The following is a 26179-nucleotide window of genomic DNA, read 5'->3' on the forward strand; positions in this document are numbered from 1 at the left end:
TGTGGCCCGAACATTCCGGGTTGGACCCGGGGGCAATCCCCGTCCATTCTCCACCCCGCATGCCGGAGTCCCGACCTGTCGTTCTCATCCCCAGCTACAATACCGGCCCGATCCTCCCGACCACGGTGGAGGCGGCCTTGGCGATGGGTGTGCCGGTCAGGGTGGTGATCGATGGCTCGACCGATGGCTCCGCGGACCTGCTCTCGCCTCTCCTTTCCCATCCCCGGCTGCAGGTCATCCGGCTGGAAAGAAATGCAGGAAAGGGCTCCGCGGTTCTCCACGGGACGCGGGAAGCGCTCAAGGAAGGCTTCACCCATGTGCTCTGCATGGATGCGGACGGCCAGCATCCGGCGGACCTGATTCCCCGCTACTTCAGTTGCTCAGCAATGTATCCGGAGGCCGCAGTCTTCGGTCGCCCGGTTTTCGATGCTTCCGCTCCTGCCCTGCGCGTCAACGGTCGCAAGGTCTCGAATTTCTGGGCGAATTTGGAAACCTTGGGCTGGGGCATCGACGACTCGCTATTCGGGATGCGCCTCTATCCGGCGAAGGAGTTGGTGGAAGTCTTTGAAAGCACCTTCTTCGCACGCCGCTTCGACTTCGATCCCGAGGTGGCCGTGCGTCTTGCATGGCGCGGGGTGCCGATCCTGAATCTCCCCACCCCGGTCCGTTACTTGAGCCGGGAGGAAGGCGGGGTCTCTCAATTCCGCTACCTCCGCGACAATGCCTTGCTGACATGGATGCACACCCGGCTCTTCCTCGGGTTTGTCCTCCGGCTCCCTTGGCTTGCCTTGCGCGGCGAAAATCCGCTTCTCTCTCTCAGCCCACCCGCATCGTGACTGCCGACCTCCCGAGAAAATTGGCCAAGCCCTTCCCCGGCATCTGGGATCGGTCCTATGTGTCGTCAAAGGTGAAGACCGACCCGCTCTACGGGGCGGTGTACGAAGAGTTGCGCGGCTCCGATCTTCCACTCTTGGATCTTGGCTGCGGCTTGGGCTTGCTGGCCTTCTATCTCCGCGAGCGAGGCCTGAACTTCCAGATCCGCGGCTTGGACTACGATCCCCGAAAGATCGAGTCCGCCAAACGCGTGAATGCCCTGCTCTCCCATCAGGATATCTCCTTCGCGACCCACGATGCCCGGGAGGGACTGCCGGAGCACACGGGCAATGTCAGCATCCTCGATATCCTGCAATTTTTCACACCTCCTGAGCAGGAAACCTTGCTCGGGCTAGCGGCCTCGCGCCTCGCGCCAGGTGGCAAGCTCGTGATCCGCTCCGGTCTCCGCGATGAATCATGGCGCTTCAAGGTCACCGTCGCCGGCGATCTCCTGGCCAAGGCAAGCTTCTGGATGAAGGCTGCTCCAACCCACTATCCGACTTCGTCGGACTTCGAGCGTATTCTTTCGCGCTATGGCAAGGTGCGGATCGTCCCGCTCTGGGGCGGCACGCCGTTCAACAATCACTTGATCGTGCTCGAAGGCGGCTGCTGATCGTCACCCGCGTCCGGGAAGCCCTCCTTCTTCAAAACCGTGGTCGCTTCCAGCACCGCAGAGGCGAGAGCCTCGGCAATCGCCGTGGACTCGTGGAGCAGCAGGATGTCGCCATCGCGAGCACCCCGCGTCAGGCTGGTGACGATGCCGGAGACGTCGCTGCGGATCGTATCGTAGGCGCGCTTGCTCCAGCCCATGAGCTCCAGCCCCTCTTCCCTCAGCACGGGATGAGTGAACCAATTGCGATGGCCGGCGGGGGCGCGGAACCAACGGGGCTTCACGCCCGTGACTTCCTCGATCGCGCGGCTGCACGCCACGATCTCGCGGCGCGTGCGGATGGAGCCCGCGCCCCAGAAGAAACCGACCGGATGGGTCATCGTGTGATTACCCAGTTCGTGTCCGCGGCGCACGATCTCGCGCGCCAACTCCGGGAAACGTCGTACTTTCTCCCCAATCACGAAGAAAATTGCCTTCTGTCCATGCTGGTCCAGCAAGTCGAGGATGACGGGCGTATCGGCGGGATCCGGACCATCGTCGAAGGTGAGTAGCACGCCCTTTCCTTCCACACGGGAAACGATCGGACCGAAGACCGAGGAATTTGGAAGGAAGGTTCCGCTTGCCCACAAAGCACCGATGCCGGCCAAGAAGCCGACACCTGCGAGCCAGCCTTCCGTGAGGCAAAGGATCGCCGCTGGAATGTGCACCACCACCCAGATGCCCCAGCGCGAGTTCGTGGTGCATAGCCACGGATGGGTCATGAGCTTCTGCCAGCCGAGGCAGATAAGACCAAGGCCATTCAGACCGATGAAGCCCAGCCACAAATACGCAGCCCAGCGCGTCACACCACCGTCCGCCGCCACACATAGCCAAACTGACCAAGCGGTGAGAATCGCCGACCAGCGCAACCATTGGGCCCGCGGCGTACCACCGCCGATGAAGAAGGCCACCAGGTGCAGGAGGATAAAAAGAACAGGCAGCACGCCCACCGCAGCGACCCAAGGGCCACCGGTAATCCACAAGGTATCGAAGACAGCAGCACCGGCGACCAGAGGCACCAGTACCGAGAGGACGCGCATTTCGAGGCGATGGTGACCGCTACCCTCTGCTCGGCGAATGGCATCTCCGCTCAGCCCGGGATTTCCGCCGAATACCCTGAAGAAGGGAGTCACCGCGCGATTGCTGGTCGTCTTCTCGGCGAGACGCGGCCAGCTCATGTCGTCCCTCCTTCCTTGCGGCGCAGGACTGGCTCGAAGACGAACCACTGCTTCCAATGCTCCTTCACTCCATCGAGGATGGCACCCGCCCAAACCGGCGTGGCCGGGTCTTCCGCAGCCCCGCGCACGCGCGCTGGCAATTCGAGTGGCGCCAGCACCTGCACCCGGTAGCGCCGCCAGCCATCGCGGACGATGAACAAGGGGAAGCACACTGCCCCGGTGATCCGGGCCAGAACCAGAGGTCCGCGTGGCAGACGCATCATCAAGCCATCCTCCACCTCCGTCTCCACCGGCGAGACATCAAAGATCACGCGATCCCCCTGCACGGCCACGATGTCTCCCTGCCCGAGATACCGGGCCAGCTCGACACCCAGCATGTCTCCGCCGGTATTGAAGCAGGTGCGGAAGTAGGGATTCAGCCGTTCTTTTTCCGCGATCTCCGCCTCCCGGAGGGCCTGCATCTCGGGCTCCCGTTCGGGGGCACGCACCGCATAAATCGTTCGCCCGAACTTCGAGGAAAAGAGCGGTGCCGCCATATCGTAGTTTCCCATGTGCGCGGTGAGGATCAGGCTACCTTCCTTCCGCGAGCGGAGGTCTTCGAAATGATCGAGCCCCTCGATCACCCAATCGACATCGCCAGTCCCGGTTTCACAGCGCAACGCGTCGACGTAGGTCAGCGCGAAATTGAAGAAGACTCGATAAGCACCGGCCAGAGCACGAAGCGCCGACCATCCGGGAAACAAGGCCCTCAGATTTCCCGCTACCGCTCGCCGCTGGCTGCGAGCAACGAGGAAGAACAAGAGCGTCCATGGGGGAATCAACACGGGCTCCAGAAACCATGGCGCAACCTTCAGGCCGCGCATCAGGCAGCGGGTCGGCAGGTCGCCGAAGACCCCGATCCGCCGCCACCGGCTCTGCTTGTTTTCCGTTTCCAACAAGGCGCGGGGAGCAAAGCGGCGAAGCGGCATCGGGGCAAGCTCGCTCGCACTCGACGAAAGAACCAGAAGCCGGGGCCGCGCCGGGAAATCGGTCCGCGATGCGCGTTTTTTCGTTCGATTGCGGAGCTTCTTCCCCGTAGACGTCCGCCATTGTCTCGTGAAGTTCCTTTCCTGCATCTTCAGCCTCGGACTAGCGGCAAGCGCCCTGGCCCGTCCCGCCACGGAAAAACCGAATGTGATCGTCGTCTTGCTCGATGACTGCGGCTACGGCGATTTCTCTCACACCGGCAATCCGTCCATCTATACGCCGAATGTTTCGCGGATGGTGAGCGAAGGCGCGAATTTCCCCCAATTCTACAGCGCCTCCGCGGCCTGCAGCCACTCACGTTACGGGATCCTCACGGGGCGGCAGCCCCTTCGCTCGGGGCTAAAGCAATGGGCCATCGGACCGGACGAAAAGCGCCACATCCACGTGAAAGAGGTAACCTTGGCAGAGGGACTGAAGGAGCAGGGCTATGCCACCGCTATCTTCGGCAAGTGGCATCTGGGCACTCCGAACGAGGCAAACGGCCGCACTCCGGACGCGCTGCCGCTCGCCCATGGCTTCGACCGCTGGCTCGGCACGAATGTCTCCAACGACTACGAAAAGGGTTCCGATCTCGTCCAAGGCCCTTCATCCGGGGAAGGGCCCGCACTAGGTTATGAGTATCTAGCGAGGAACATTGCGATGAATGTCCCCCTCCAAGAAGGACTCACCAAGCGCTATGCGGATGCCGCCGTGGATTTTATCCGGGAGAAGAAGGACCAGCCCTTCTTCATCTACATGACGCCGAACATGCCCCACCTTCCGGTGCATGCCTCGGACGAGTTCAAGGGCAAGTCCAGGAGAGGCCTCTACGGAGACTGCATTCAGGAAATCGATCATCAGATTGGCAGGCTCCGCGCCGCACTTCAGGAAGCAGGGGTAGAGAAGAATACGCTGATCGTTCTGAGTTCCGACAATGGCCCTTGGATCCGTTATCAGGACACAGCTTCCCATCCGATGTACGCCGAGGCGCGGACCTTGGTCGGATCCGCTTTTCCTTTTCGTGATGGCAAGGCTTCGACCTGGGAAGGTGGCCAGCGCGTCGTGGGTGTCTGGTGCTGGCCGGGAACCATCCCTGCAGCAACGGTCGTCCAGGAGCCGGCATCAACGCTCGATGTCTTGCCGACGGCCTTAGCCCTGGCAGGAGCGAAGCTACCTGCGGACCGGATCATCGATGGGCGAGATATCCGGGCTCTGCTGGCCGCAAGCGCGGAACAAAAAGTCGAGGGCTTCAAGCTGATTTATGCAGATAGCATCTCCGTAAAAGCCGCGCGTTTTGGCCCGTGGAAAATCCATACCGGTCTGACTTCCCAAATCGAGGCCAAGCATGGCTTCACCGCTTCGGAGGAGACGCCGCTGCTTTTCCAGATAGAGCAGGACTTCTCCGAACGGATCGATCGGGCCGCCGAGCGGCCGGAAAAGGTGGAGGAAGGCAGAGCCATCATCAGCGCCTTCAAAGATTCCCTCGCAAAGGAACCCTCCTTCTGGGATGAAAGAAAACCGTGATCGCTCCGGCCTCCGGTTTCGAATTCCATCATGAGAGCCTTCGCCTCACTACTGCTGGTCCTGGCACTCCACCCTTGCCCGGCATTCGCCGAAACAACCGTGGATAGGGGCAGCCTGAAAATGACCCTTCCTGAAGGCTACGAGCACAAGCGAATCCAGGGAGCCGACTCGATTGTCGGGGATATTCTCATCAGCAAGCCCAAGCTGAAGGTGAGATATGACATCTTCGACATGGGTGGACCTCCAAAGACTCTCAGCGAACGACCGGAAGAGGAACGGAAGTCCTATATATTCTCGGAAGAGTCAGATCGGGACGGCATCGCCTATCAATTCTTTGCGGTGCGGATCGGGCGGGAAACCGACAAGTGCAGGCTCTTCCTCCAGATCCCGAAAGGATACGCGACATTCAGCGTCGATCTCGAAAAGCATTCCGAAATCCCGGCGGCGCGCGAAGCTCTTCTAAGAATCAAATTCGCGCTCCCGGAAGAAGGAAGGTGATCCGCTGTGAAAAAAGGGGGATTCCCTTCGGGCTTTCTTGCAATCAAGGGGAGTGGGTCGCTAGGATTTAGGGAAACCCCTGAACCCATGTCTGAGAATCCACCCCGTCGCCCGCGGATCCTGGTCGTCACTCCGGAGATCACCTACCTGCCGGAAGGCATGGGTAACCTCGCCCAACGGATGTGCGCCAAAGCCGGAGGCCTGGCCGACGTCTCTGCCTCCCTCGTCAAAGCGCTCTATGATCAAGGTGCGGACGTGCATGTCGCCCTGCCGAATTACCGGCGGATGTTTCACCTCGATGTCGCCAGCGTCTTCGACAACGAGTTCCAGAAGGTAAGCCGCTCACTCCCGGAACAACGCATCCATCTGGCGCAAGACCGGGTCTTCTATCATCGCTCGAGCGTCTACGGGGCAGAGAATCATCTCATCGCCCTGGCCTTCCAGCGCGAGGTGATCAACCACACGATCCCCCAAGTTCGGCCGGACCTGATCCATTGCAACGATTGGATGACAGGCCTGATCCCCGCGGTCGCAAAGCGTCACGGCATCCCTTCCCTTTTCACGGTCCACAACATTCACTCCGAGCACCTCACCCTGGCCCAGATCGAGGACCGGGGCATCGATGCCGCCGACTTCTGGCAGCATCTCTATTTCCGCCGCTCACCATGGAACTACGAGGAAAGCCGTAGCACCAATCACGTGGATCTCCTCTCCAGCGGGATCTTCGCGGCGGATCATGTGAATACGGTAAGCCCGACTTTCCTCGAGGAAATCGTCCGGGGAGACCACGCCTTCATTCCGGATGCGATCCGCAATGAACTGCGGGGCAAGAAGCACTCGAATTGCGCCAGCGGAATCCTCAATGCGCCTGATCCGGTCTTCGACCCCGCCACCGATCCCTATCTGACCACCCACTACGGACCCGACGATCTGGAGAAAGGCAAACGCGCGAACAAGCTGGAGCTCCAAGAACGGCTCGGTCTGGCGGGAGATCCCGATATCCCGATCTTCTTCTGGCCCTCGCGCCTGGATCCCGTGCAAAAGGGCTGCCAGTTGCTCACCGAGATTCTTCACGAACTCGTCACGCAAAATCACATGCAGATCGTGGTCGTCGCCAGTGGAGTCTTCCAGAAGCACTTCAACAATATCGTGAAGATCCACGGCCTCTACGATCGTGTGGCAGTAAGGGACTTCGACGAAAAGCTTTCCCACCTCGGCTACGCGGCCAGCGATTTCATCTTCATGCCTTCTTCCTTCGAGCCCTGCGGCCTGCCGCAGATGATCGCACCGAAGTACGGCAGCCTGACCATCGCCCACGACACCGGCGGCCTCCACGATACGGTGGAGCATTTGAAGCAAGAAGAAGGCACCGGAAACGGATTCCTCTTCGAATATTTCAATGCCGACGGCCTCCGCTGGGCAGTCGGGGAAGCCCTGAATTTCTTCCATCAGCCCCAGGCTGAACGCACTGCGCAACTCGCCCGCGTGATGCGCGAGGCTACCGCACGTTTCAACCACGAGGCCACCGCCGCCGACTACATCCGGCGCTACGAGGAGATGTTGCAAACTACCGTAACCGCATGAACCGAAGGGCATTCCTGGGCTCCACCACCACCGCGCTCCTCCCCCTGACCACCCTCGCGGAAGAAGGAAGCAAGCCGGTGCTCCGATTCGGCCTGATCGCCGACGCCCAGTATGCCGATGCCGATCCGGAAGGAGAGCGGCACTACCGCACTACCCCTGGAAAGATGAAGGAAGCGGTGGAGGTGATCCGGGCAGCCAAACCTGAATTCACCCTTCACCTCGGTGACTTCATCGACCGCGATTTCAAGTCCTTCGACGTGATGTTGCCCTTGATAAGCGGGCTGGGTCATCCGATTTACCACCTGCTTGGAAACCACGACTACTCAATCGCCGATGCCGAGAAAGCTCGTGTCGTTTCCACCTTGGGAATGCCACATGACTACTACACCTTCCGTAGTGGTAGCACTCGCTTCGTAATGCTGGATACAAACGATCTTTCGACCTACCGGGATCCGAAGGATTCCCTACGGAACAAGGAGGCCGCCCAACTTCTGAAGAAGCTGGAAGCGGCGCAAGCTCCGGGGGCAAAGCCATGGAACGGCGGCCTTTCAAAAGCCCAGCTCGAATGGCTCGACCGCGAGCTTTCCGCCGCCAGCGCGGCCAAGGAAAAGGTCATCCTCTGCGGACACCATCCTCTGATTCCGGCGGAAATGCACCAAGCTTGGCAGGCGGATGAAGTGCTCGCGGTCATCGACAAGCATGACTGCGTGCGGGCCTACTTCAATGGCCATAACCATGCCGGCGCCTTCGTCGAGCGAAAGGGCATCCCTTACGTGACCTTCCGCTCCATGCTCCATGAGCCGGGTATCAACGCCTACTCGGTGGTGGATGTCTTCGATGACCGCATCGTCATCACCGGCCACGGTCGCGCGGAATCCCGGGTGCTCGCCGTTTGAGGCGCGACTGCGATTGGCACGGCCGGTCTTTTGTGCCCTTTGCCCAAGGCGCACTGCCAATTCCGCCACTGCCGCGAGATTGGATGGTGAAGGCGAAAAGCTTCATGCGGAATACCGCGTAATAGCTTGGAAGCCATGAATATCGTCCGCAGCTCCGCCGTTCTCCTTTCCTTACTGGCGATCCCCGCCACCCTGATGGGCCAAAGCGAGGAACGGCCTCGCCTACAAATCATCAATGCCAGCGAGGACCCCTTGGACATCTTCTGGCTGAAATCTGAGACCGAGCGCCTCCCGAATGGGTCCGTGCCGGCAGGCAAGGACACAATCTTCACCACCAGCCTCGGACATCGCTTCCTCATGGTGGGACGCGAGGACCAAAAGGAAGCCACGGTCACCGCGAAGGTGAAGACTCAAGGTTTCCGTTTCGATCCCGCAGGAAAGGATGGGATCCCACCCTTTTACACCCGGATCACGCATCTCCGCGGATTTCCCATCGTGGGATCCGCAAACGTGAATCCCTATGCACTCAAGGAGGCCTCCTACATCTGCGACCTGATGCTCGCCAAGCGCCCCGATGTGCTCCAAGCGATGGTGGATAGCGGGGCGCGGCTCTGCATCATCGCTCACAACGAATTCACCACCGACCTGCCCGAATTCAGCCACATGGGCGACGAACCGATGCATGGCTTTGAGAAGTTCTCCGGCAAGGAATACTGGGACGCCCGCGCCCGCGGCACCGGCGGGAGCCCCACCGACCCCTTCTGCACATGCGCGGAAGAGAACGTGCTCGGCTATCCGGGTGACCCCTATGAGAAGGAATGCATCCTCATCCATGAGTTCGCGCACAACATCCACCTGCGCGGCCTGATGAATGTCGATCCCACTTTCGATCCGCGTCTTGAGGAAACCTACAAGGCAGCAATGAAGGCCGGCCTCTGGAAGGGCAAATACGCCAGCGTGAACCGCCACGAATACTTCGCCGAGGGAGTGCAATCCTGGTTCGACAACAACCGCGAGAACGACAGCGATCACAATCACGTCAACACTCGCGCCGAACTGCTCGAATACGACCCGGGACTCGCCGCTTTATGCCGTGAGGTATTTGGCGAAACGGAAGTGAAGTACACGAAGCCCGCCACCCGGCTCACCGGCCACATGGAAGGCTACGACCCATCCAAGGCTCCGACCTTCGTCTGGCCGGAGCGCCTGAATGCAGTCAAACAAGCCATTCGTGACAGCGCCCAAGCGCGGGACAAGGCGGCGAATGCCGCCCCTCCCACGAAATAGCGCTCGCTCTCAGGGCCCGAAGGCGAAACGCGCGAAGAACTTCTTCGTGGCGGCGGGTGGCGTAACCCGGTAGGTCAAGCGATCCACCGCAGGCGTTCCCGGCAAGCGCTGGTTCGAAAGGAACTGGTAGTTCGCCGCTTCTCCCCAGGTCGTCAGGTTCGTCGACGATTGCGGTAGCACCATGGCACCCTCCGCAGCCACGCGGCGCGTCACTGACATCAGGAAGGAGCCGCTGGCTTCCACAGTCCATTGCGGCGCAAGGCTTGAATTCGCCACTGCGGGGCTTCCCCCGAGGAAGTATTCCATGCGCGCGGTGATTCCGTCACCGTCGCTGTCATCATCGTCGGGGAGGTTACCGTTGGACGCCTTCCACTCCGCATAGGACTGCGTGTCGGAGAGCCCCGGATTGCCACCATTCGCCGTCGCGCTTGCCCTCCAGCTCTGAGGCTTGGAAGGATCGGGATTCGACCACGGATCCACAAGAACCAGCGAGTAGCCGTCACCATCCGCCTCCACCGGCCATGGAGGCAGGTCACTGTAGGCGAATCTCCTCAGCACCTGTCCATTCGCTCTCCGGAACGCGAGAAACTCCCCGCTATTATCCAAGCTGTTCGGAAAGGTCGCGCCGATGGGACGGCCCGTTCCAAAGGCGGCATTGAACGCGGCAGTGTTTTGAACCACCAGGATGCGGGCTCCCGGTGCCAGCAACGTGTTGTTCGGGAAGGTGGCCGTGATGCCTTCGTGAAAGTTCACACCGCTCAAATCGAGGGTGGAGGCAGAGATATTCATCAGCTCCACGTACTCGGTGGTCTCCACGCTGCCGGGCGGATTATAGTAGATTTCGGAAACAACCAGCGTGGACGAAGTCGGCACCTGGATGACCCCGGTATTCGTCACGGTGATGCTGTCCGTGCCCACTACGTTTCCGGAGAAATCGACCGCCTCCAGCGAAATCAAGTTCGCTCCCACCGCGACGGGCACCGAGATCTGCCATGCCGTCGCGGCGGTCCAAGTGACCGTCAGCGGCGAGGTAGATCCGGCAATGCGAATGTCCCGAACGTTTACCCATCCCTGACCCTGGAGAATCACCGGGCTGGTGCTTGCGCTGAAGTTCGCACCGCCATTGGTTGTGATCGCAAAGTTCACCGAGGGAATCTCGGCATTCACCTGCGAAAGGATGTAGTTCGAACGGGTATTGATGTAGCTCAAATGGGCGTTGAAATTTTCACCGGGGAGCAAGGAGCCGTAATGGCCCGCCCACGTGCTCATGTAAGACTGGTTGAACACCGTCGTGCAGATGTCATGCAGATGCCCAAGATAGGCCCGTCGCCGCACGGGATTGGATGTTAGCCTCTGCAGTTCCCAGTTCTCAAAGATCGAGCGCGTGGCATCGAACGAGAAATCCATGTCGTGCGGGAAGTAAAGGACGCGCCCGTCTGGCCGGGCGTAGAAGATCCCGTTATGATTCGCGTTCGCGAAGAAGGAATCCCCCGCCCCGCTCGCACAGGAATAAGCCAAGGCTCGCAGCCACTGGTCGACATCCAGAACGGTATTCACCTCCGCATCAAAGGCCGATCCGGATTTGTCGAAGAGCTTCGACATCGCGACAATCCGCGAATAGTCGTCCACGTCCTCGTTGTTCTCCAGCAGGTAATTCCAGCGATAGTTTTCCTTGTTGTCGCCGAGACTCGTTACATCGGTCCCAACCACATTGTCCGGCTGAGGAAGCTTGTAGCCATTGGCATCGGTCGTGGTCGGGTAGTAGATCAGTTCGTATTCGTAAGAAGTGCCATCGCTACCATTCTCGAACTGGGAATCCAGGAACACGTCGCCAAAGCGCGCGAGCTGCATGATCGCGGAGCTGGTATGGGCGGGATCCGGCGCGATCACCTTGCACAGGTCGTTATATTCCGCTGGCACTCCACCGCTGGCATACATCACGTGATCGTAGAGGATCTCCTGACATCCGGTTTGCTGACCCTCTGAACGGTCGATGGATACCGTCCGATGGACCCCGCGGAAAAGCTGGTCACGGTTGAATCCGACATTGAATCCGACACGTGCCGCCTCCGGCCTCCCGCGCTGGCTGCTCTTCAGCCGCACTCCGACATCGTAGTAGGCCTCCTTCTCATCATAGATGACGGTGCAACCGAGCCTCTCGTTGCTCATCAGATTGTTCGTTTGATAGAGGAGCGCCTTGTCCGCTGGATCCATAACGATCCGGAAGTTGTGTCGGCCATTGTTCGTCGCGAGACCGTCGTTCACCTGATAGAGCGCGTGGGAATTTTCGCCATCCGCAGGAAACACCGAAGTCGCCGGGGAAATCGCCCCGTCGGTTCCCGATACATAAAAGCGGACCACCGTTGCCGCGGGCTGACCCGGAATCACTCCGCTGAAGGTCGCCCCGTCAGCGCCGACACTCATCGGCTCGGAGACAAAAGGCCCTCCCGCCACCGAATAGCGCAGCGTAAAATTTCCCAAGCCATCCGGGTCAGCCGCCTTCACCTTCACGGTCACGGCCTCTCCCGCCGACGGGACCATCGGCGCGTGGCTGAATTCCGTGATGCCCGGCCCGACATTGGCTACCGCCGTCGAGTTCACGCTCCCTGGAGTTCCCGGGTTATCCGTTCGACCGAGCAAGGTGGTGTTCGCCACGCGATTGAAATAGAGTCGCGTATTGAGCCGGTTCGAACCACCCAGCCACTTTGCCCTGAAGGCAATCTGATAGACCCGGCCATTCACGACCGACCTTCCTCCAGCCAAGGTGGTCTCCACATGGTTGTGCATGTGTTCCGTGGGACCCGTCGCCTTCAGATGGAGGACCGTATTTCCCGGACTATCCGGATCTGCCACCAGTTCGGCATGGCGATGGGTTCCAAGGAAACGCCAGCCTTCAAGACCGGACTGGAAGTCGCCTCCGGTGATCATCGGCACAGGAGCAGTATCGGGACTTTCGGTCACGGTGATGTCGTCCAACAACACATCACCACCATCCAGCAGGCCGAACACAAACTCCCGCCACTGGCCATCCGGACCCACGCTGCTCGCGGACGCCGTCGCGCGATACGTGTAGTTCTGCCAGGAACGCCGGCTATTCTCATTGCTAGCCGCCCACGACTCGGGGAGTGAATTGTCTGCACGCGGGCTGCGAAGCTCCAGCGTTGACCCCTCCGAATCCGCGGCACCGGGCCAGCGCCCGCCATCGATATAAGACACCTCGTCCGCAGGATTCCCTGCGGCATCCAGAAGCAGGATACGCTCTCCGCTCCCTGCAAGGCTCGAATCGTAAGGACCGACCACATTGATCCCGGGAAACGCCGAAAGCAGCCCGGCAGGATCCTTCGCGACAACAAGATACCCTCCTGCTGGAAGCGTGGTGCCTGCAGGAAAGACGTAGTCGATCGCCGATCCAAAGGACCATCCGGAGAGATCTACCGGCGCGACTCCCCGGTTGTGGAGCTCCAGCCACTGCTTGCTCTCGCTGGCCACGTTGACATCGGGCGGATTGTAGCAGATCTCATTGATCACGATATCCTGCACGAGCGTGATCGAGTTCGCCGCGCCCGGTGTTGCCGCACTGGGAAACAACCACTGGCCCGGCCATTCGGCGGAGGCACCCCGTACCGCGGTGTCCACAGCCCTCACGTCCGCCAAGGGTCCACCGGGAGCCCTCAGTGCGATCTTGTCATCCAAGGGGGGATTGAAGCCGAGTTGAGCTCTCGTGAAGTGAATCACGCCGCCCGCAGGCACCGTGGATGCAGGCAACGCGAAGGACGCTCCGGGAGTTCCGACCAACTCCAGGGAGAAACCGGCGGTGGATGTCGGGAGAGGAGTCGGATTCCGCAGTTCGACAAAGAAGTTCGCCGCCGTCGCCGTGCTCGCCGCGATCTCATTCAGGAGAAGTCCTGGCGACTCATCGGGATCTGCAGGCGTTTCCACAGCCTGCAAGCTCGCCGTGAAAAGAGCGGTGTTATCCGTCGCGCTGGTATGAAGCGATACGGCCAGGACATTGCTCCCCGCCGCCAAGGCCGTTGAAGGAACAACCAATGTCCCCGATGAGACAGGTTCGAGAACATCGGAGAGGGCAGAAGTCGTGTGCCCCGCCTGCCCCTCCGGCATGTTGGTTCGGCTGACCTCTTGCCCGTTGAGATAGAAGACCGCTCCATCCGCAGCCGTGTAGTTCAGCTTAAGGACCGTCCGCGAAGCATCGCCGTTGAAAGTGAAACTCCGGCGGAAATAGGAGGTCGAAGCCGAGCTCGAGATCGGCGTCTGCACGGTAAGATCGGGGAAGGCCGTATTGAGCCCGTAGCGCGCCTCCAAATAAGCACCAGCCCTGAGGAAATCGTCATTCGAAAGCCCGTCCCGATAAATCAAAACCTCCGCGATCTCGCCCACAAAGCCGTTGGCAGAGCCCGCGTGGTTTCCAATGACGATCGGCTGTGGGGTCAACGCCGCACCACTGTCGCTCGAGCTTCCTTCCATCGCGCCATCCACCCATATCTCGAAGCGGCTCTGTGCAGGATTCCTCCTCACGGCGACGATCTGGAACTGCGTCGTTGAGATCGCGGTCGTGGATACCGGCCCTCCCAGATCGGAGCCATTGTCGTGCCGCTTCTGAAACCCGTAGCGGCCGTTGACCGCTTTCAGGGAGACCAGCGGGTTATCGGAAGCCGCATTCTCACGGTCGAAAAGGTAATCACCGCTTCCGTCATTCACTCCACCGCTCGTTGGAATCCCGATGGCCTTGCAAACCACAAAATAAACGAAGCCCGAGTTTGATGGAATACCCGGTGCAATGCCGGTGCGAAACTCATCATTGCCATCGAAGCTCACGGCCGGCTGGCCCGAAGGTGTTGCTGCCAACTCGTACCTCGGATCGCTGCCAGCCGCGGCATCCTGCGAGAGCCCGTCACCCGTCGCCGTATCGGGCCAAGGCGAAAAGGACGCACCATCGGAAACTCCGGTCAGTGCTCCCGAATTGAAGCGCTCGACGAGATCGGCAGTCACACCGAGGACCGGCGGGGCGGAAGTTGAACCAAAGAGCGGGAGTCCTTGGGACCAGGAGCTGTCATTGAAGGAAACGCTATTCCATCCTGCCGGAGGCGCAGCAGCGAGGTCGTAGTAGCGCCACGTCGAGTTCGCGTTCGCCAGATCGTGATAGATCGGTTCATCGGGCGATCTGAAGTTGTAGGCTCCGGGCGTACCGCCGCTCCTCAGGCTAGCCCTCCAGTTGGCGGGGTTCTCCCCCGCAAGGCCAGGCTTCCTCTTCGATAGCGTGGCTCCGGCTCCGTCCGCTGCGACCGGCCATTGGCCGGAGTCACCAAATTCCAGCCGATCCATCAGACGTCCGGACCGACTGACCAGATCGATCGTTTCTCCCGAATTCGACAGATTCCCCGTGTAGGGCCCTTTTACCCCGGAAATTGAGGCGAGAGCCGGATTGCCGGGATCTTTCGCGATCACCAGGAAACCTCCACCGGGGATGACCGTGCCTGCAGGCAGGGTATACTCCACCCCGTCATCAAGGGACCACCCTGAGATATCCACGTTCACCGCCATCTGGTTGTGGAGCTCGATCCACTCCGCATCCTGGCCTTCTGCGGGATTGTAGTGGATTTCGTTGAAGGTCACCACTGCATCCGGCGCATCACCGAGTGCGATACCGGCTGCTGCAAAAAGTCCGAGGGGAGCGATCCGGGCGAATTTCGGGATCATGAGATCAAAGTTCTGAAAAGCAGGTTTCCGCAGGCAGCATTCTGCCTGCGGAAACCAATGGCGTGATCGAATGAATGGAAAGTACTACTCTTCGAGACGATAGAACTCCTTCGCCTCCGACGCCTCGGAAGCAGGAATCAGCACTTGCCCGATTCCCGAGCTATTCGTTGTCGCCGTCAGCGGGGTCGTCAGCGGGCTGAATGCCGTGCTGAGATCCGGAGACCGGGTCACATCATACTCGGTATCGGCAACGCCGGTGAAGTTGATCACGATGTCTCCGGTAGAAGTCCGGCTCACCGAGGTGATCTTCAGCTCGGTGGACGGAGTTCCCACGATCTCATTCGTCAGCCCATACATGTGGAAGGAGCCGCTTGCATTGATCGCACTGGTGTGGATTCCCGCCTCGATGATCAGGTCCGTTGCCTCCGCAACGTAGGTGTAGGAGATGTAGTAAGCGGAGTCGTCATTGCCATTGTTCAGCACGATTCCCGGCCGGTCTGCCAGTAAGGCACCGAATGGCTGCTCAACCGTCTCCCCATTCGTGAAGATCAAATCGATTGGACGGCCGCTTCCGTCGGTATCCCACTTGCGGACGAAGAGCTTGAGCTTGTAGCTCTGGCCGACCGTCAGGCCGCTGAGGACATAAGTCTGCACCACACCCGGATTTCCGGTGGCACCGTAGGTGAAGCCACCAAACAGATCCAACAAGCCCGGGCCGGTCACACCGCCGGAAGCAGGCACCCAATCTCCATTGTTAATCGGATCGATCTCGCCTTTTGCACCAGTCGAGACGAGCCAGTTGAAGTTCGCAGGCGTCAAGGCACCGCCAAGTTCCTCGAAGAGTACCCCGTTCACCGTGGCCGGACCACCGCCGCTGATCGCATGGGTATAGGTCACCGCGGTGGAGACACCCGTGCTGACATCATCGGTCACCGCGATCACCTCCACCGAAGGCGGAAGCACCGGCCGGGAGGCGATGTCGGTGGGGATGCTGCCCTTCTCGACTTCGAATCCATCACGTGATCCGTCGCCATCCGAATCCGGGATGGTCGGATTGGTTCCGGAATCCGTGGCGCTCGCATAGGTACCGGAGTTCGATTCGATCATGTCGTTCAGTCCGTCACCATCGGTATCGGCGCGCACGGCGCTGGTGATCGGACGCCCATTGGCGCCAGCCAGCTCATCATTGTCATCCAGACCATCCTCATCGGTATCCTTGAGCATCGGATTGATCCCGGGCTGGGTCGTGATACTCAATTCATACTCATCGATATCGCTAATTCCGTCGCCGTCGAAATCACCCGTATTCGCACCCGGGCCAGGGCCCTCGGCCAGCCCGGTGAGTTCGGTGAGGTCATTTGCAAAGGAGAGTTCCCATTCATCGAGGAGACCATCCGCGTCATCGTCCTTGATGAGCGTGAGCACGAATTCCATCTCCTTCTCTCCACCGGAAACGCTGCCGGTTCCCTTCACCCGGACGAAATAGAGCATCCCGTCGAAGTCTTGGGTGAAGTCATAGGAGCCTGCCTGCAGCTGGTCGCCGGTGATCTGGAATTTCGCGTTGTCCTGATCGCCATCACCGGTCACGAAGGTGAAGGTGGAAGCTTCCGAACCTTGGGCAAAAGTACCGCCACTAAGGGTCGCAACCAGCTGGCCGGGATCGATACCCGAGATGAACGTGCTCTTGTCGAGCGACAGCGAATAAATAGCCGGAATCGTCGAGACCGAATAGTTGTCGATGAGGTGCCCGGCTTCATTCGTGCCAAGCTCCATGTAGAGCTCGCCGTTGTTATTGTCCCAGAAGAAGGTTTCGTAAGGAACCGTGTTACCACCCACCACGCTGGTGGTTACAAAGGTTCCGTTCACGGAAGCCATCACCTTCACCGCGGTGCCATTCGCGAAGTTCTCGAAGGCATAGTCGATCACCACATGGCGGTTGGTCAGCACCGGATCGAAAGTTCCGCCCGCACCCTTGTTGAAACCATTGTCGAATCGTTCGGTGGCGCCATTGTCGCGGAAGAGAATGCCGTAGTCCGTTTCCGAGTGGTTCACCCGGGTTGCCGGTTCGGCAAGGGTGGTGCCGCTGGGAAAACCGAGGTCGAAGGATACCCAGTTCGTCGTGGTGTTGTTGATCGGAATCCAGTCGAACTCCACGCGGATGCCCTTGTCCGTGGCGATCGAGGTTCCAGTCGGTGCCGCCGCCCAGTTGAACCACGCGGAAGGACTCGTTTGGAATCTCACGCGCCCTCCTCCGGCGAAGCGGAGTTGCTCGGACAAGATGTGATGTTGGGTCAGGGCGGATCGGACAGAAACCGTAGAAGCGAGCGTTCCTTCACGTCGGCCTTCGGTAAGGGCCGAGTTATCGAGATTCGCGAGATCGGCAACGTTGAACGTGTCCTTGAAGAGCAGCGTATTCGCTTCGCCGAGCGGAGCCAGCACGCCTGCTAGCGATGCTACGAGGATTGGGGTTCTCATGGATTTATGGGTTTAAGGGGAGTCTCGCTCCGGGAAAACCATCCCTGCAGGCATGGACATCCGGGGGAGAACCGAGGACCACGCATGCGGGATTCAGGAGCCCATACAGGCCGGCAGAAGACCGCGGAGTAAGAGATCTATCAGATCGTTTGTGACAAAGCCGTCATCAGGTGACGACCCAATTGGATTCCAAATGCCTGCCAATTTCCGGGCAGGTGTCGCGGGAGAAAAACTCGGGTGATCCGACCACTCCGCCCCAGCCCTCGCGGGACTGGTCCCTCAAGCAAAAATACTGCTCACCGCCTTACCCTTGCCGTCTTCCGTGGCGTAGAAAGGACGCTTCTCGATCTCGTAGACACTCTTCGGGCTGATACCCATCGCCGTGAAGATCGTAGCATGAAGATCCGTGATACTGACCGGATCCTTCACTGCCACAAGAGGACGCTCGTCAGCGGTCGCCCCATGGACATGACCCTTCTTCACCCCTCCTCCAAACATCACCACCGATGATCCGCCGGTGAAATGCCGGTGCAGCCCGTAGTGGGTCATGTTCTCCAAGGTGTCCGATTTCACGCGGGCCTGGTCTTTCGCCTCCGAGCCGGGCACGCCCTCGATCATCATGTCGCGGCTGAATTCGCTCGCGATGACAACCAAGGTGCGATCAAGCATCTTTCGCTCTTCCAAGTCGCGAATAAGCCGGGCGATCGGGCGATCAATCTCCTGCTTCAGTTTCACCACGGTTTCATGACCATTCTCATGAGTGTCCCAGTGGATAAACGGAATGTACTCGGTGGTTACCTCAATGAAGCGGGCACCCGCCTCGGCAAGCCTGCGAGCCAACAAGCAGCCACGACCGAAGCGCCCGTCACCATAGGCCTCGAGCACGTCCTTCGGCTCCTTCGTGAGATCGAAGGCATCCTTCTCTTTCGAGCCGAGCAGACGGTGCGCATTTTCCAGTGAGCGGAGCATCGACTCCTGCTGGTAGTCGCTCATGAAGTCGCGGTTCGGGCTGCTGTCCACCAGCCTGCGGTAAAGCTTGTAGCGGTTGGCGAATCTTCCTGGATCCATGCCCTCCGGAGGCCGCACCGAACGCGCGGCTTCATCAGGATACGGCAAGTTGAATGGACCGAATTCCGCACCGAAAAAGCCAGCCGTGGTAAAGGCCTTCAGCTCCTCGCTTTCGCCGATGCCTTCAAGCCGCTGCCCGATATTCACGAAGGCGGGAATCACCGGGTTCCTCGGACCCAGCGCACGGGCCATCCAAGCACCGATGTGCGGTGCGGCCACGGTCTGGGGTGGTACATAGCCCGTATGCCAATGATACTGGTGCCGGGAATGGAGGATCGAGCCGAGGTCAGGCTGCACGTGCGAACGGATCAAGGTCGCGCGGCCCATCAACTTCGCGATCTCTTCCAGCCCCTTGCTGATCTTCACGCCATCCAGGCTGGTATTGATCGAGGGGAAAGTGCTGAGCACTTTCTCGACGGGAACACCCTTCTCGAAAGGCAGGTACGCTTTGGGATCGAAGGTTTCCGGAGCAGCCATGCCGCCGGCCATCCACAGGAGGATGCAGCAGTCTGCCTTGGCCGGAGGCTGCACAAGTTCTTCCTCGGCGAAGGCACGCGGCACACCCGACATCGCTGCCGCGAGGCTTGAGGCGGAAAGAGCCTTCAAGAAAGTCCGGCGCGTCTGGATGCGCTCCCTCGGATCGAGTGAATTCGGGAAATGGAAAGGATCGTTCATTAACCTCAACGCACAAATTGGAACTCGGGAAGTAGCAGGATCATCCACAGCAGATCCTCGATCGCTTGGGCGGATGGCTTTGCTCCGATGACGCCCACGAGACCGGTCTTCTCCCTCAAGCTTGGACGGCGGCCAAGCGCTTGCATGAAAAGCGCGTCCACCAGGACCTCGGAACCCTCTCCTGATTCTGCAAGCTTCAACGCGCCCTTCTTCAACAGGCCAGACAGTTGCTCCCCGTTCGCCAGATCAATCGCTTCCAGCGTGGTAATGTTATCCGGGCGCATGCTGACGATCTGCTCTCGGTTCGGACGGCCCAAGGCGCGCATGAGCAGATCGGAGGGCACCAGCGAGGCGCGCACCATCGTCGGATCAAGGCCATCCGCGAGACCAGCAGTGAAGCGATCCCAGATCTGCGGGTTCTCCACTTCCTGAGCCGGTTGCCAATCGCGAGGCGGCCGGCTGAAACGGCCCTGCGAATCCGGCAGCATGGCTGTCCAGCGCCAGGAGGAGTCCGTCATGATCCGGGCCGGCTCCCCGCTGGTTAGCTTCACCTGGGCTTCCATGATAAAGCCCGCCGGATTGGGAGCATTTCCTCCATTCCGTGCCAGCACGAGAATCGTATTACGGCCCTGCTTCAAATAGGGCAGCTCGATGGCCCGCGCCTGTGGCCCTTGGGCAGAACCCGCCTCCTTCGCTGCCGGTTTGCCGTTCACGAAGATCTCCGCTTCGTTGTCCGCGATGAAAACCGCCCGCGCCGACACTGGCGCCGCGCGAAGCTCAAACTCGGTTCCCAAGGTAATCGCATCTCCTTGTGGGGTGCCAGCCGAGGCGAGGCGATCCGACCAGATCCAGCGGGCTGAAATTCCGGCACCACTGCTCCCTCCCCGGGGAACTCCGCTCGCAATCTTCTCCGGTGCAGTACCGGTGAGGGACCACACCGCATCCACGAACTGCTCAGCACTGAGCCGCTTCGGGAGCGGGCCTCGAAAAACGGCTATCTCCTCTGCCTTGGACACCGTCACCGACTCTGACTGATAGGCTTGGGAGGAGATGATGAAGGCCAGCGCCTTCTTCAGATCGTAGCCATCCTCCACGAAGCGCACCGCCAGGTAGTCCAGCAGATCTTCGCTCCAAGGCTCCGTATCCATTGCATCCACCGGATGCACGATACCGCGGCCCATCAATCGCTGCCAAAGCCGGTTCACGATAGTACGCGTGAAGCGACCGTTGTCCGGATGGGTCATCAGTCCCGCCAATTGCTTCAGCCGTTCGGGCTTTGCGGCATTGGCATCCACCTCGCCAAGCTCGGGGAAGATCCAGCCCGGCTTGGCCATGCGCCCGGTAGGCTTGTCGCAACGTGCAATCTCCAGCGGACGCTCCGCAAAGATAGCGGCGAGTCCATACGCCTGATCCAGCTTCCACCGGTCCACGAAACTGTCGTGGCAGGACGCGCACTTCATGTTCAGGCCGAGGAAGGTCTGCGAAATCGATTGCGAAAACTGGATCTCGCGCGTCTGGCTTGCATTCACGCTGCCGCGCCACTGGATGCCGTCGATGAAACCCCGCGACTCATCGGTAGGTGGAGCCAGAAGCTCGCGGGCAAATTGGTCGTAAGGTTTGTTTTCGATCAGCGAATGATAGAGCCATCCGGTGATCTGCTTACGCCCGCCGTCGATGTAGCCGGTGCCCTGGTAATCATTACGGAGGAGGTCATTCCAGAAGCTCAGCCAATGCTCGGCATAGTCTGTATTGCGGTCGAGCACCGCAGCCACCAGCTTCGCCCGCTTCCCTTCCGAGCGATCTGCCACGAAAGCATCAACATCCGCCGGGGCGGGAAGCAACCCGGTGAGGTCGAGTGTTATCCGGCGGATGAAAGCCGCATCTCCCAAGGGTAGCGGGCGGGTGATCTTGTTCTCCTGGAAGTAGCGGTCGATAATGCGGTCCACCGGATGATCGCGACCATCGACGACCGGAGGGAGTTCCGGATGTCGGGGCTTCAGGGGTGGCTCGTAAGACCCCTTGCCGAAGCTAAAGCCCGGCTCCCAGACCATCCCTTCATCGATCCATTTCCGGAGGACCTCCACCTGTTCGGCAGGCACGCGTGCCCCCTTGGGAGGCATTCGCTCGCTCTTGTCATCGGAAAGGATCGCCTCCAGGAAAGTACTCTCGGCGGCTTTCCCCGCTTCCAGCACCGCGCCATTCTCCGAACCGGAGAGCAAGGCTTCCCGCGTATTCATCGAGAAGCCTCCTTTCTTGGCATCACCCATGTGGCATTTCGAGCAATGCTCACGCAGGACCGGCACAACCTCATGTGCAAAGTCCACCGCACTCCCCGTTAGGGGCAGGGCAAGCAAGGACAGCAGTGGGAGTCGCAAACGCATCGGGGAGAATGGTCGGATAGGCAGGGATCTTTACTTTCCTAGCAGGTAGGCAAGCAGGTCCTTCAGTTCATCCGCGTTGAGGCGGTTGATCATGCCGGCAGGCATGGGCGAGACGGGGGACGGCTTGATGTCCTTGATCTGGCTGCGCTCGACTTCCATCGTTGCACTGAAGTCAAAGGGACTGGTTGCCACGATCCAGTGTTCGTCCTTTTCCTCGATCAGCTTCCCGACGACCTGCGAACCGTCCTTTTTGATGATCGTGTCGAAGGCATACTGATCGGATACCACCTTGCTCGGCTCGATGATTGCTTCCGCGAGGTCACGGATGCTGAAGCGACCGGCCACGGCGGTGAGATCGGGACCTGCTGAGCCACCCGCACCATCGAAGCGATGGCACGCGGCGCAGAGCGAAGCTTGGAACATCTTTTTGCCATTGTCCTTGTCGCGTCCCTCAAGCCCGCTGGCAGCAAGCCGCTCGACATCAGAAACGGTCCACTCGCGGCCGGGGCCCTTCACAGGCGGCAGGTCGGCCAAGGGATTTGCCGTTGCGGTAGGAGCCATCTTGCCGATCCACTCGCGCTCCTGCGGGGTGCAGGTTTCGAGAGTCTGCTTGCGCAGGTCAACGATGAAGCCGGCATAGCTCTCTCCGCCGCTCTTTTGGAGAAGCTTGTCGAACCATGCGAAGAAGCGCTTGCGCTCATCCTCGCTCCACGGCCCCTTCACCACCCGCAGACAGTAGATGTAGTGGATCACTTGCGCAGGCGGCAGGTTGGCGATCATCTTCTCGATCGCACCGCCGTACTGGGCATTGCGCTTCGCCGTCGCCAGCCAATCCGGAGCCGGTGAAGGCCCGGTGGTATCCATCAGTGCCAAGGTCCGGCCCACGATCCCGGGAGCCTGCAGGTAACACAGCATCCGGCAGAGCTCACGGTCCAGGTCAGCCTGGTTCGAAGGGAATGCATTGTCGATTTTGGCAAGCACCGCATCCCGCTCCGCATCGGACGGTTCACCCTGCCTTGCAAAGGCAAGCCCGCAGGCGCGGAGCCAGTTGATCTTCTGGGCATTGTCGAGCGAAGCCCAATCCAAGCCGCCAAGGGCCTTCACGATCGTCGCCTTGTCGTTCTTCGAACCGGTGCGGGCCAAGGCCATCGATCCACCGATCACCTGCCAGGGATTCGTCTCACGAACGAGCTGCGAGGAGATTGCCGCAGGTCCTGCAGCTTCCACCGCCACGCGCGATTCAAAGCGCTTGATGCGGTCGGCCGAGCCCATTCCTTCCCACGCACCCGCCTTGTTCGCCAGGGTCAGCTCCTTCTTCTGCTGGGGGACCGGCGTGGTCGTCTCCTGGCCCGCATAAGTCACGCGCCAGAGGGAGGATGCGGTCCGGCGACCTCCGGTGAGGAAATACATTGCACCGTCCTTGCCGATGGCAGCGTCGGTGAGTGGCATGCCCGTTCCCGCCACGAATTCCTCGCGCTCCGCCTTGTAGCCCTCACCATCAGGGGTCAGGTGGATGGCGTGGATCGTCGCGTAGGTCCAGTCGAAGGCATAGATCGCCTTCTGATACTTCTCCGGGAATTTCGCACCCCGGCCGGAAAGCAAGCCCGTCGGCGAGCCCGGACCCAGGTCCACCTGCGGCGGCATACTATCTTCATAGTAGGCCGGCCATGGGCCCGTGCCATGCCGCCATCCGAATTCCGCACCGGGCACGATGTGGCAGACCCGTGTCGGGCGGTACCATGGCATGCCAAGGTCCCACTCCATGTCCGAATCGTAGCCGAAAAGATCACCCTGGGTATTGAAGGCGATGTCGTAGGTATTGCGGAAGCCGGACGCGAAAAGTTCCCACTTCGAGCCATCCGGCTTGAACCGTGCGACCCAGCCGCCGGGAGCCATGCGGTCGTGGGCATGGCCCTTCGCATCGGGACGCCGCGGCAGCAGTTGATCTTCCGCCCACACCTTCGGCATGAGGGTTTCCATCTCCGGGAAGTCCGTGAAATTCCCCGCCACGAAATAGATCCACTGGCCATCCGGAGAGGGCACCAGCGCATGCGGTCCGTGCTCGCCCCGGCCATTGACTGCCTTGATCAGCTCCGGCTTGTCCGGTTCACCATCGCGATCCGTGTCCGTCACCTTCCACACGCCGCTTTGGTCATTGCCTTCATTGACTGTCACGTAGAGCACACCCTGGTGCCACAGCAGTCCATGGGCCCCGCTCAGCGGGATCGCCGTCGGCGTCACGACCGTCTCATCGTCCGGGCCCGCAGGCGGCGTGACCCGGTAGATCTTTCCATACTGGTCGGAGCAAAGCAGCTTGCCATTGCCATCCACGGTCATCGCGACCCAGGAGCCTTGGACGTTGGGAACCTTGTAGAGCCGCTCCACCTTAAAATCCTTCGCCACCAAAAAGTCGGCGGTCACATCTTCCGGAGCACCATTGGCGCTTCCTTCCGGGGCAATCACCTCACCCCACGGCGGATCGCCCATCTTGGCGACTGCCACGGCAGGCGTCCAATCGCGGGAATTGAAGCGGTCTTCTTGCCAGCCGCGCTTTCCTTCCAAACTGGTGACCCACTTGTCATCGGTGACGAGAAAGATCTTCTTCCCGTCTTTCAAAGTGGCGCTAAAGCGCAGCGCCATGCCTCCCTGACTATCTTCATTCCGTCCCTCGACTGCGATCACGTTCGCCGCGCCCGGACGGATCAGCTTGGTCACATCGTGACTTGCCGGAGCCGCCCACTCGCTGGTCCAGCCAAGGTCCTTGCCATTGACCCAGGTGCGCTGCCAGTTGTCGCAGGTCACGGTGACCGAGGCCGTCACGATGTCGCGCGGCAATGGAAACTCCCGGCGGAAAAAGGACTTCTGCCCGGCACCCGGGCTTCCATTCTGCCAGATCCATTGGGCCGTCGGCTCGGCAATCCGGGGAGCCTTGGCCGCGGACGAAGCCGCCACCGGCTTGCCCGCCACGGGGCGGATCCGAAGATTCTTGAACTCCGCCTTCATCGCGGGACCCGCGTGAAGCTGCAACGCAATCACACCTTTCAGTGACCGCTTCGACGCATCGACATCCTTGATCTCGGCGACCTGCTTGCCGTTGATGAAATGCTTGAGGGTATCGCCGCTGGCCACGATCCGGTAGCTATTCCAATCCGACAGCTTTACCGGAGGACGATCCAGTTGACCCACGACCTTCGGGGTTGCCGCGAGCTCCACCGACTGGCCGCTTTCACAAGCGATGCCACGTCCCTGCTCTTCGTAGAGCATGCCCAGATACTTCGCATCCGGATGGAGATCCATCTGATAGCCTCCCACCGAGAACTTCGCGGGATCGATCGTGCGGCTGCGATACTGCACTCCGGAATTGTTCTCGCCGGTCACCCGAGCCTCGTATTCGAGCTCGAAATCACCCGGTTCGCCGCCTTGCCAGATGAGGAAGGTGTTTGCGGGAATCTTCTTCCCATCCTGATCGGTCTCGCCCACCAGCGTGCCTTGATCGACACGCCATAGTTTCGGATCACCCTTCCATCCGGAGAGGTCTTTACCGTTGAAGAGAGGCTTCCACTCCTGCGCGGATCCCGCGACACTAAGCAGGAGGGAGGAGAAAAGGATGAGCGAGCGGGCTGACGGACGACGATGGGCGTGCATGGAATCTGATGAATGCTGAACGGCAGTAAGCTTATGGATTCTTTCCGGAATTCGCGGGTTGATCCGGAAATCCCATCACGCGTGGCGCGCGACTGCCGGGTTCATTCACGACAAAAAGGACGGTGCGGATGCCGGGATCATGAGACCAGCGGGTCTCGCAGAGCGGATACGGCGCGTCTTTGCCCGCGATGCGGTAGGAGAGATTCACGTTGTAATCTTCATTACCGCTGGCAGGAGCATCGGTGATGATACGGGAGCGCGCTTTCAAAACCAGCTGCTGCTTGCCCACCTTCCCGCCCACGTCATTCGCGGTGAGATTGTACCACATCATTTGCCCCGGCTTGAAGCGGTCCGCGGAGGCATCGATAACCTGCATTCGCACCGGCACCGTCTTGTTCGCCGGATCCGGGCTGACAAGCAGATAGATATCACCAACGGTTTCCGCAACAGGGGCGGCAGGCGCGGTCGAAGGCGGTGCTTGCCCTTCGGCCAGCGGCGCCGACAGCAAACGAAGGGTCAGCGCACCGCTTGGCAGCGGGTAGAACTTCGAGAAATTCAGCCGTGGCAACTCTACCTCCTGGCTCTTGGTCCCATCATGAAGTTGGAGCGTCTTCGGATCCGATTCAGAGGCGCCAAGGAAAAGCAGCCGGCAAGTACGGCCGGACTTTTCCTGGGCGAGAACAGACAACGGAAAGGCGACAAATAGAAAAAAGAGGAAACGCATGA

15 protein-coding genes are annotated in these 26179 nt (G+C 60.2%); 7 read left to right on the top strand and 8 right to left on the bottom strand.

The features are described 5' to 3' along the window. The first annotated feature begins 59 nt into the window (after positions 1-59). Positions 60-836 (top strand): glycosyltransferase family 2 protein, encoded by a 777-nt coding sequence (locus tag HHL09_RS06710; RefSeq protein ID WP_169453798.1) that lies wholly within the window; start codon positions 60-62, stop codon positions 834-836. Further along, positions 833-1486, top strand: coding sequence for a methyltransferase domain-containing protein (locus HHL09_RS06715; protein ID WP_169453799.1), 654 nt, complete (start codon positions 833-835; stop codon positions 1484-1486). The genes HHL09_RS06710 and HHL09_RS06715 overlap by 4 nt, the downstream gene beginning before the upstream one ends. Here the strand turns inward: HHL09_RS06715 and HHL09_RS06720 are convergent. Together HHL09_RS06720 and HHL09_RS06725 are read right to left on the bottom strand one after the other, a co-directional pair. Then, positions 1456-2700, bottom strand: a complete 1245-nt coding sequence (locus tag HHL09_RS06720; protein ID WP_169453800.1) for a polysaccharide deacetylase family protein — start codon at positions 2698-2700, stop codon at positions 1456-1458. The two genes, HHL09_RS06715 and HHL09_RS06720, sit on opposite strands and share 31 nt — an antisense overlap. Next, positions 2697-3668, bottom strand: a complete 972-nt coding sequence (locus HHL09_RS06725) for an LpxL/LpxP family acyltransferase (RefSeq protein WP_169453801.1) — start codon at positions 3666-3668, stop codon at positions 2697-2699. The genes HHL09_RS06720 and HHL09_RS06725 overlap by 4 nt, the downstream gene beginning before the upstream one ends. A gap of 127 nt (positions 3669-3795) precedes the next feature. On the opposite strand from HHL09_RS06725, the gene HHL09_RS06730 reads away from it, so the two are divergent. The 5 genes from HHL09_RS06730 to HHL09_RS06750 all read left to right on the top strand — a co-directional run bounded on the left by HHL09_RS06730 (position 3796) and on the right by HHL09_RS06750 (position 9494). Next, a complete protein-coding gene (locus HHL09_RS06730; RefSeq protein WP_169453802.1) occupies positions 3796-5229 on the top strand; it encodes a sulfatase-like hydrolase/transferase in 1434 nt (477 codons plus the stop codon). 30 nt (positions 5230-5259) lie between these two features. Continuing rightward, positions 5260-5727, top strand: coding sequence for a hypothetical protein (locus tag HHL09_RS06735; RefSeq protein ID WP_169453803.1), 468 nt, complete (start codon positions 5260-5262; stop codon positions 5725-5727). A gap of 87 nt (positions 5728-5814) precedes the next feature. Then, the gene (locus HHL09_RS06740; RefSeq protein ID WP_169453804.1) at positions 5815-7311 is read left to right on the top strand and encodes a glycogen synthase; all 1497 of its coding nucleotides are present in this window, start codon (positions 5815-5817) and stop codon (positions 7309-7311) included. After that, complete coding sequence (locus HHL09_RS06745) at positions 7308-8207, top strand: metallophosphoesterase (RefSeq protein ID WP_169453805.1); 900 nt, start codon at positions 7308-7310, stop codon at positions 8205-8207. Before HHL09_RS06740 ends, HHL09_RS06745 begins: the two co-directional genes overlap by 4 nt. 135 nt (positions 8208-8342) lie before the next feature. After that, the gene (locus HHL09_RS06750; RefSeq protein ID WP_169453806.1) at positions 8343-9494 is read left to right on the top strand and encodes a hypothetical protein; all 1152 of its coding nucleotides are present in this window, start codon (positions 8343-8345) and stop codon (positions 9492-9494) included. A gap of 9 nt (positions 9495-9503) precedes the next feature. On the opposite strand, the gene HHL09_RS06755 is transcribed toward HHL09_RS06750, so the two are convergent. From HHL09_RS06755 to HHL09_RS06780, 6 genes are all read right to left on the bottom strand, one after another. After that, complete coding sequence (locus tag HHL09_RS06755; RefSeq protein WP_169453807.1) at positions 9504-15209, bottom strand: lamin tail domain-containing protein; 5706 nt, start codon at positions 15207-15209, stop codon at positions 9504-9506. A gap of 84 nt (positions 15210-15293) precedes the next feature. Beyond that, on the bottom strand, positions 15294-17684 hold the full coding sequence (locus HHL09_RS06760) for a hypothetical protein (RefSeq protein WP_169453808.1): 2391 nt from the start codon (positions 17682-17684) through the stop codon (positions 15294-15296). 279 nt (positions 17685-17963) lie between these two features. Beyond that, positions 17964-19427 carry a DUF1501 domain-containing protein gene (locus tag HHL09_RS06765; protein WP_169453809.1) on the bottom strand — a complete coding sequence of 488 codons (1464 nt, stop codon included), beginning with the start codon at positions 19425-19427 and terminating at the stop codon, positions 17964-17966. A gap of 5 nt (positions 19428-19432) precedes the next feature. Beyond that, positions 19433-21808, bottom strand: a complete 2376-nt coding sequence (locus HHL09_RS06770; RefSeq protein WP_169453810.1) for a DUF1549 domain-containing protein — start codon at positions 21806-21808, stop codon at positions 19433-19435. Positions 21809-21838: 30 nt separating this feature from the next. Beyond that, positions 21839-25453: a 3-keto-alpha-glucoside-1,2-lyase-like domain-containing protein gene (locus HHL09_RS06775; protein WP_169453811.1), complete on the bottom strand. Its 3615-nt coding sequence runs from the start codon at positions 25451-25453 to the stop codon at positions 21839-21841. Between the two features lie 31 nt (positions 25454-25484). Further along, a complete protein-coding gene (locus HHL09_RS06780) occupies positions 25485-26177 on the bottom strand; it encodes a hypothetical protein (RefSeq protein ID WP_169453812.1) in 693 nt (230 codons plus the stop codon). Positions 26178-26179: the final 2 nt, after the last annotated feature.

The sequence above is a fragment of the Luteolibacter luteus genome, assembly GCF_012913485.1.
In the GTDB taxonomy this organism is placed as follows: domain Bacteria; phylum Verrucomicrobiota; class Verrucomicrobiia; order Verrucomicrobiales; family Akkermansiaceae; genus Haloferula; species Haloferula lutea.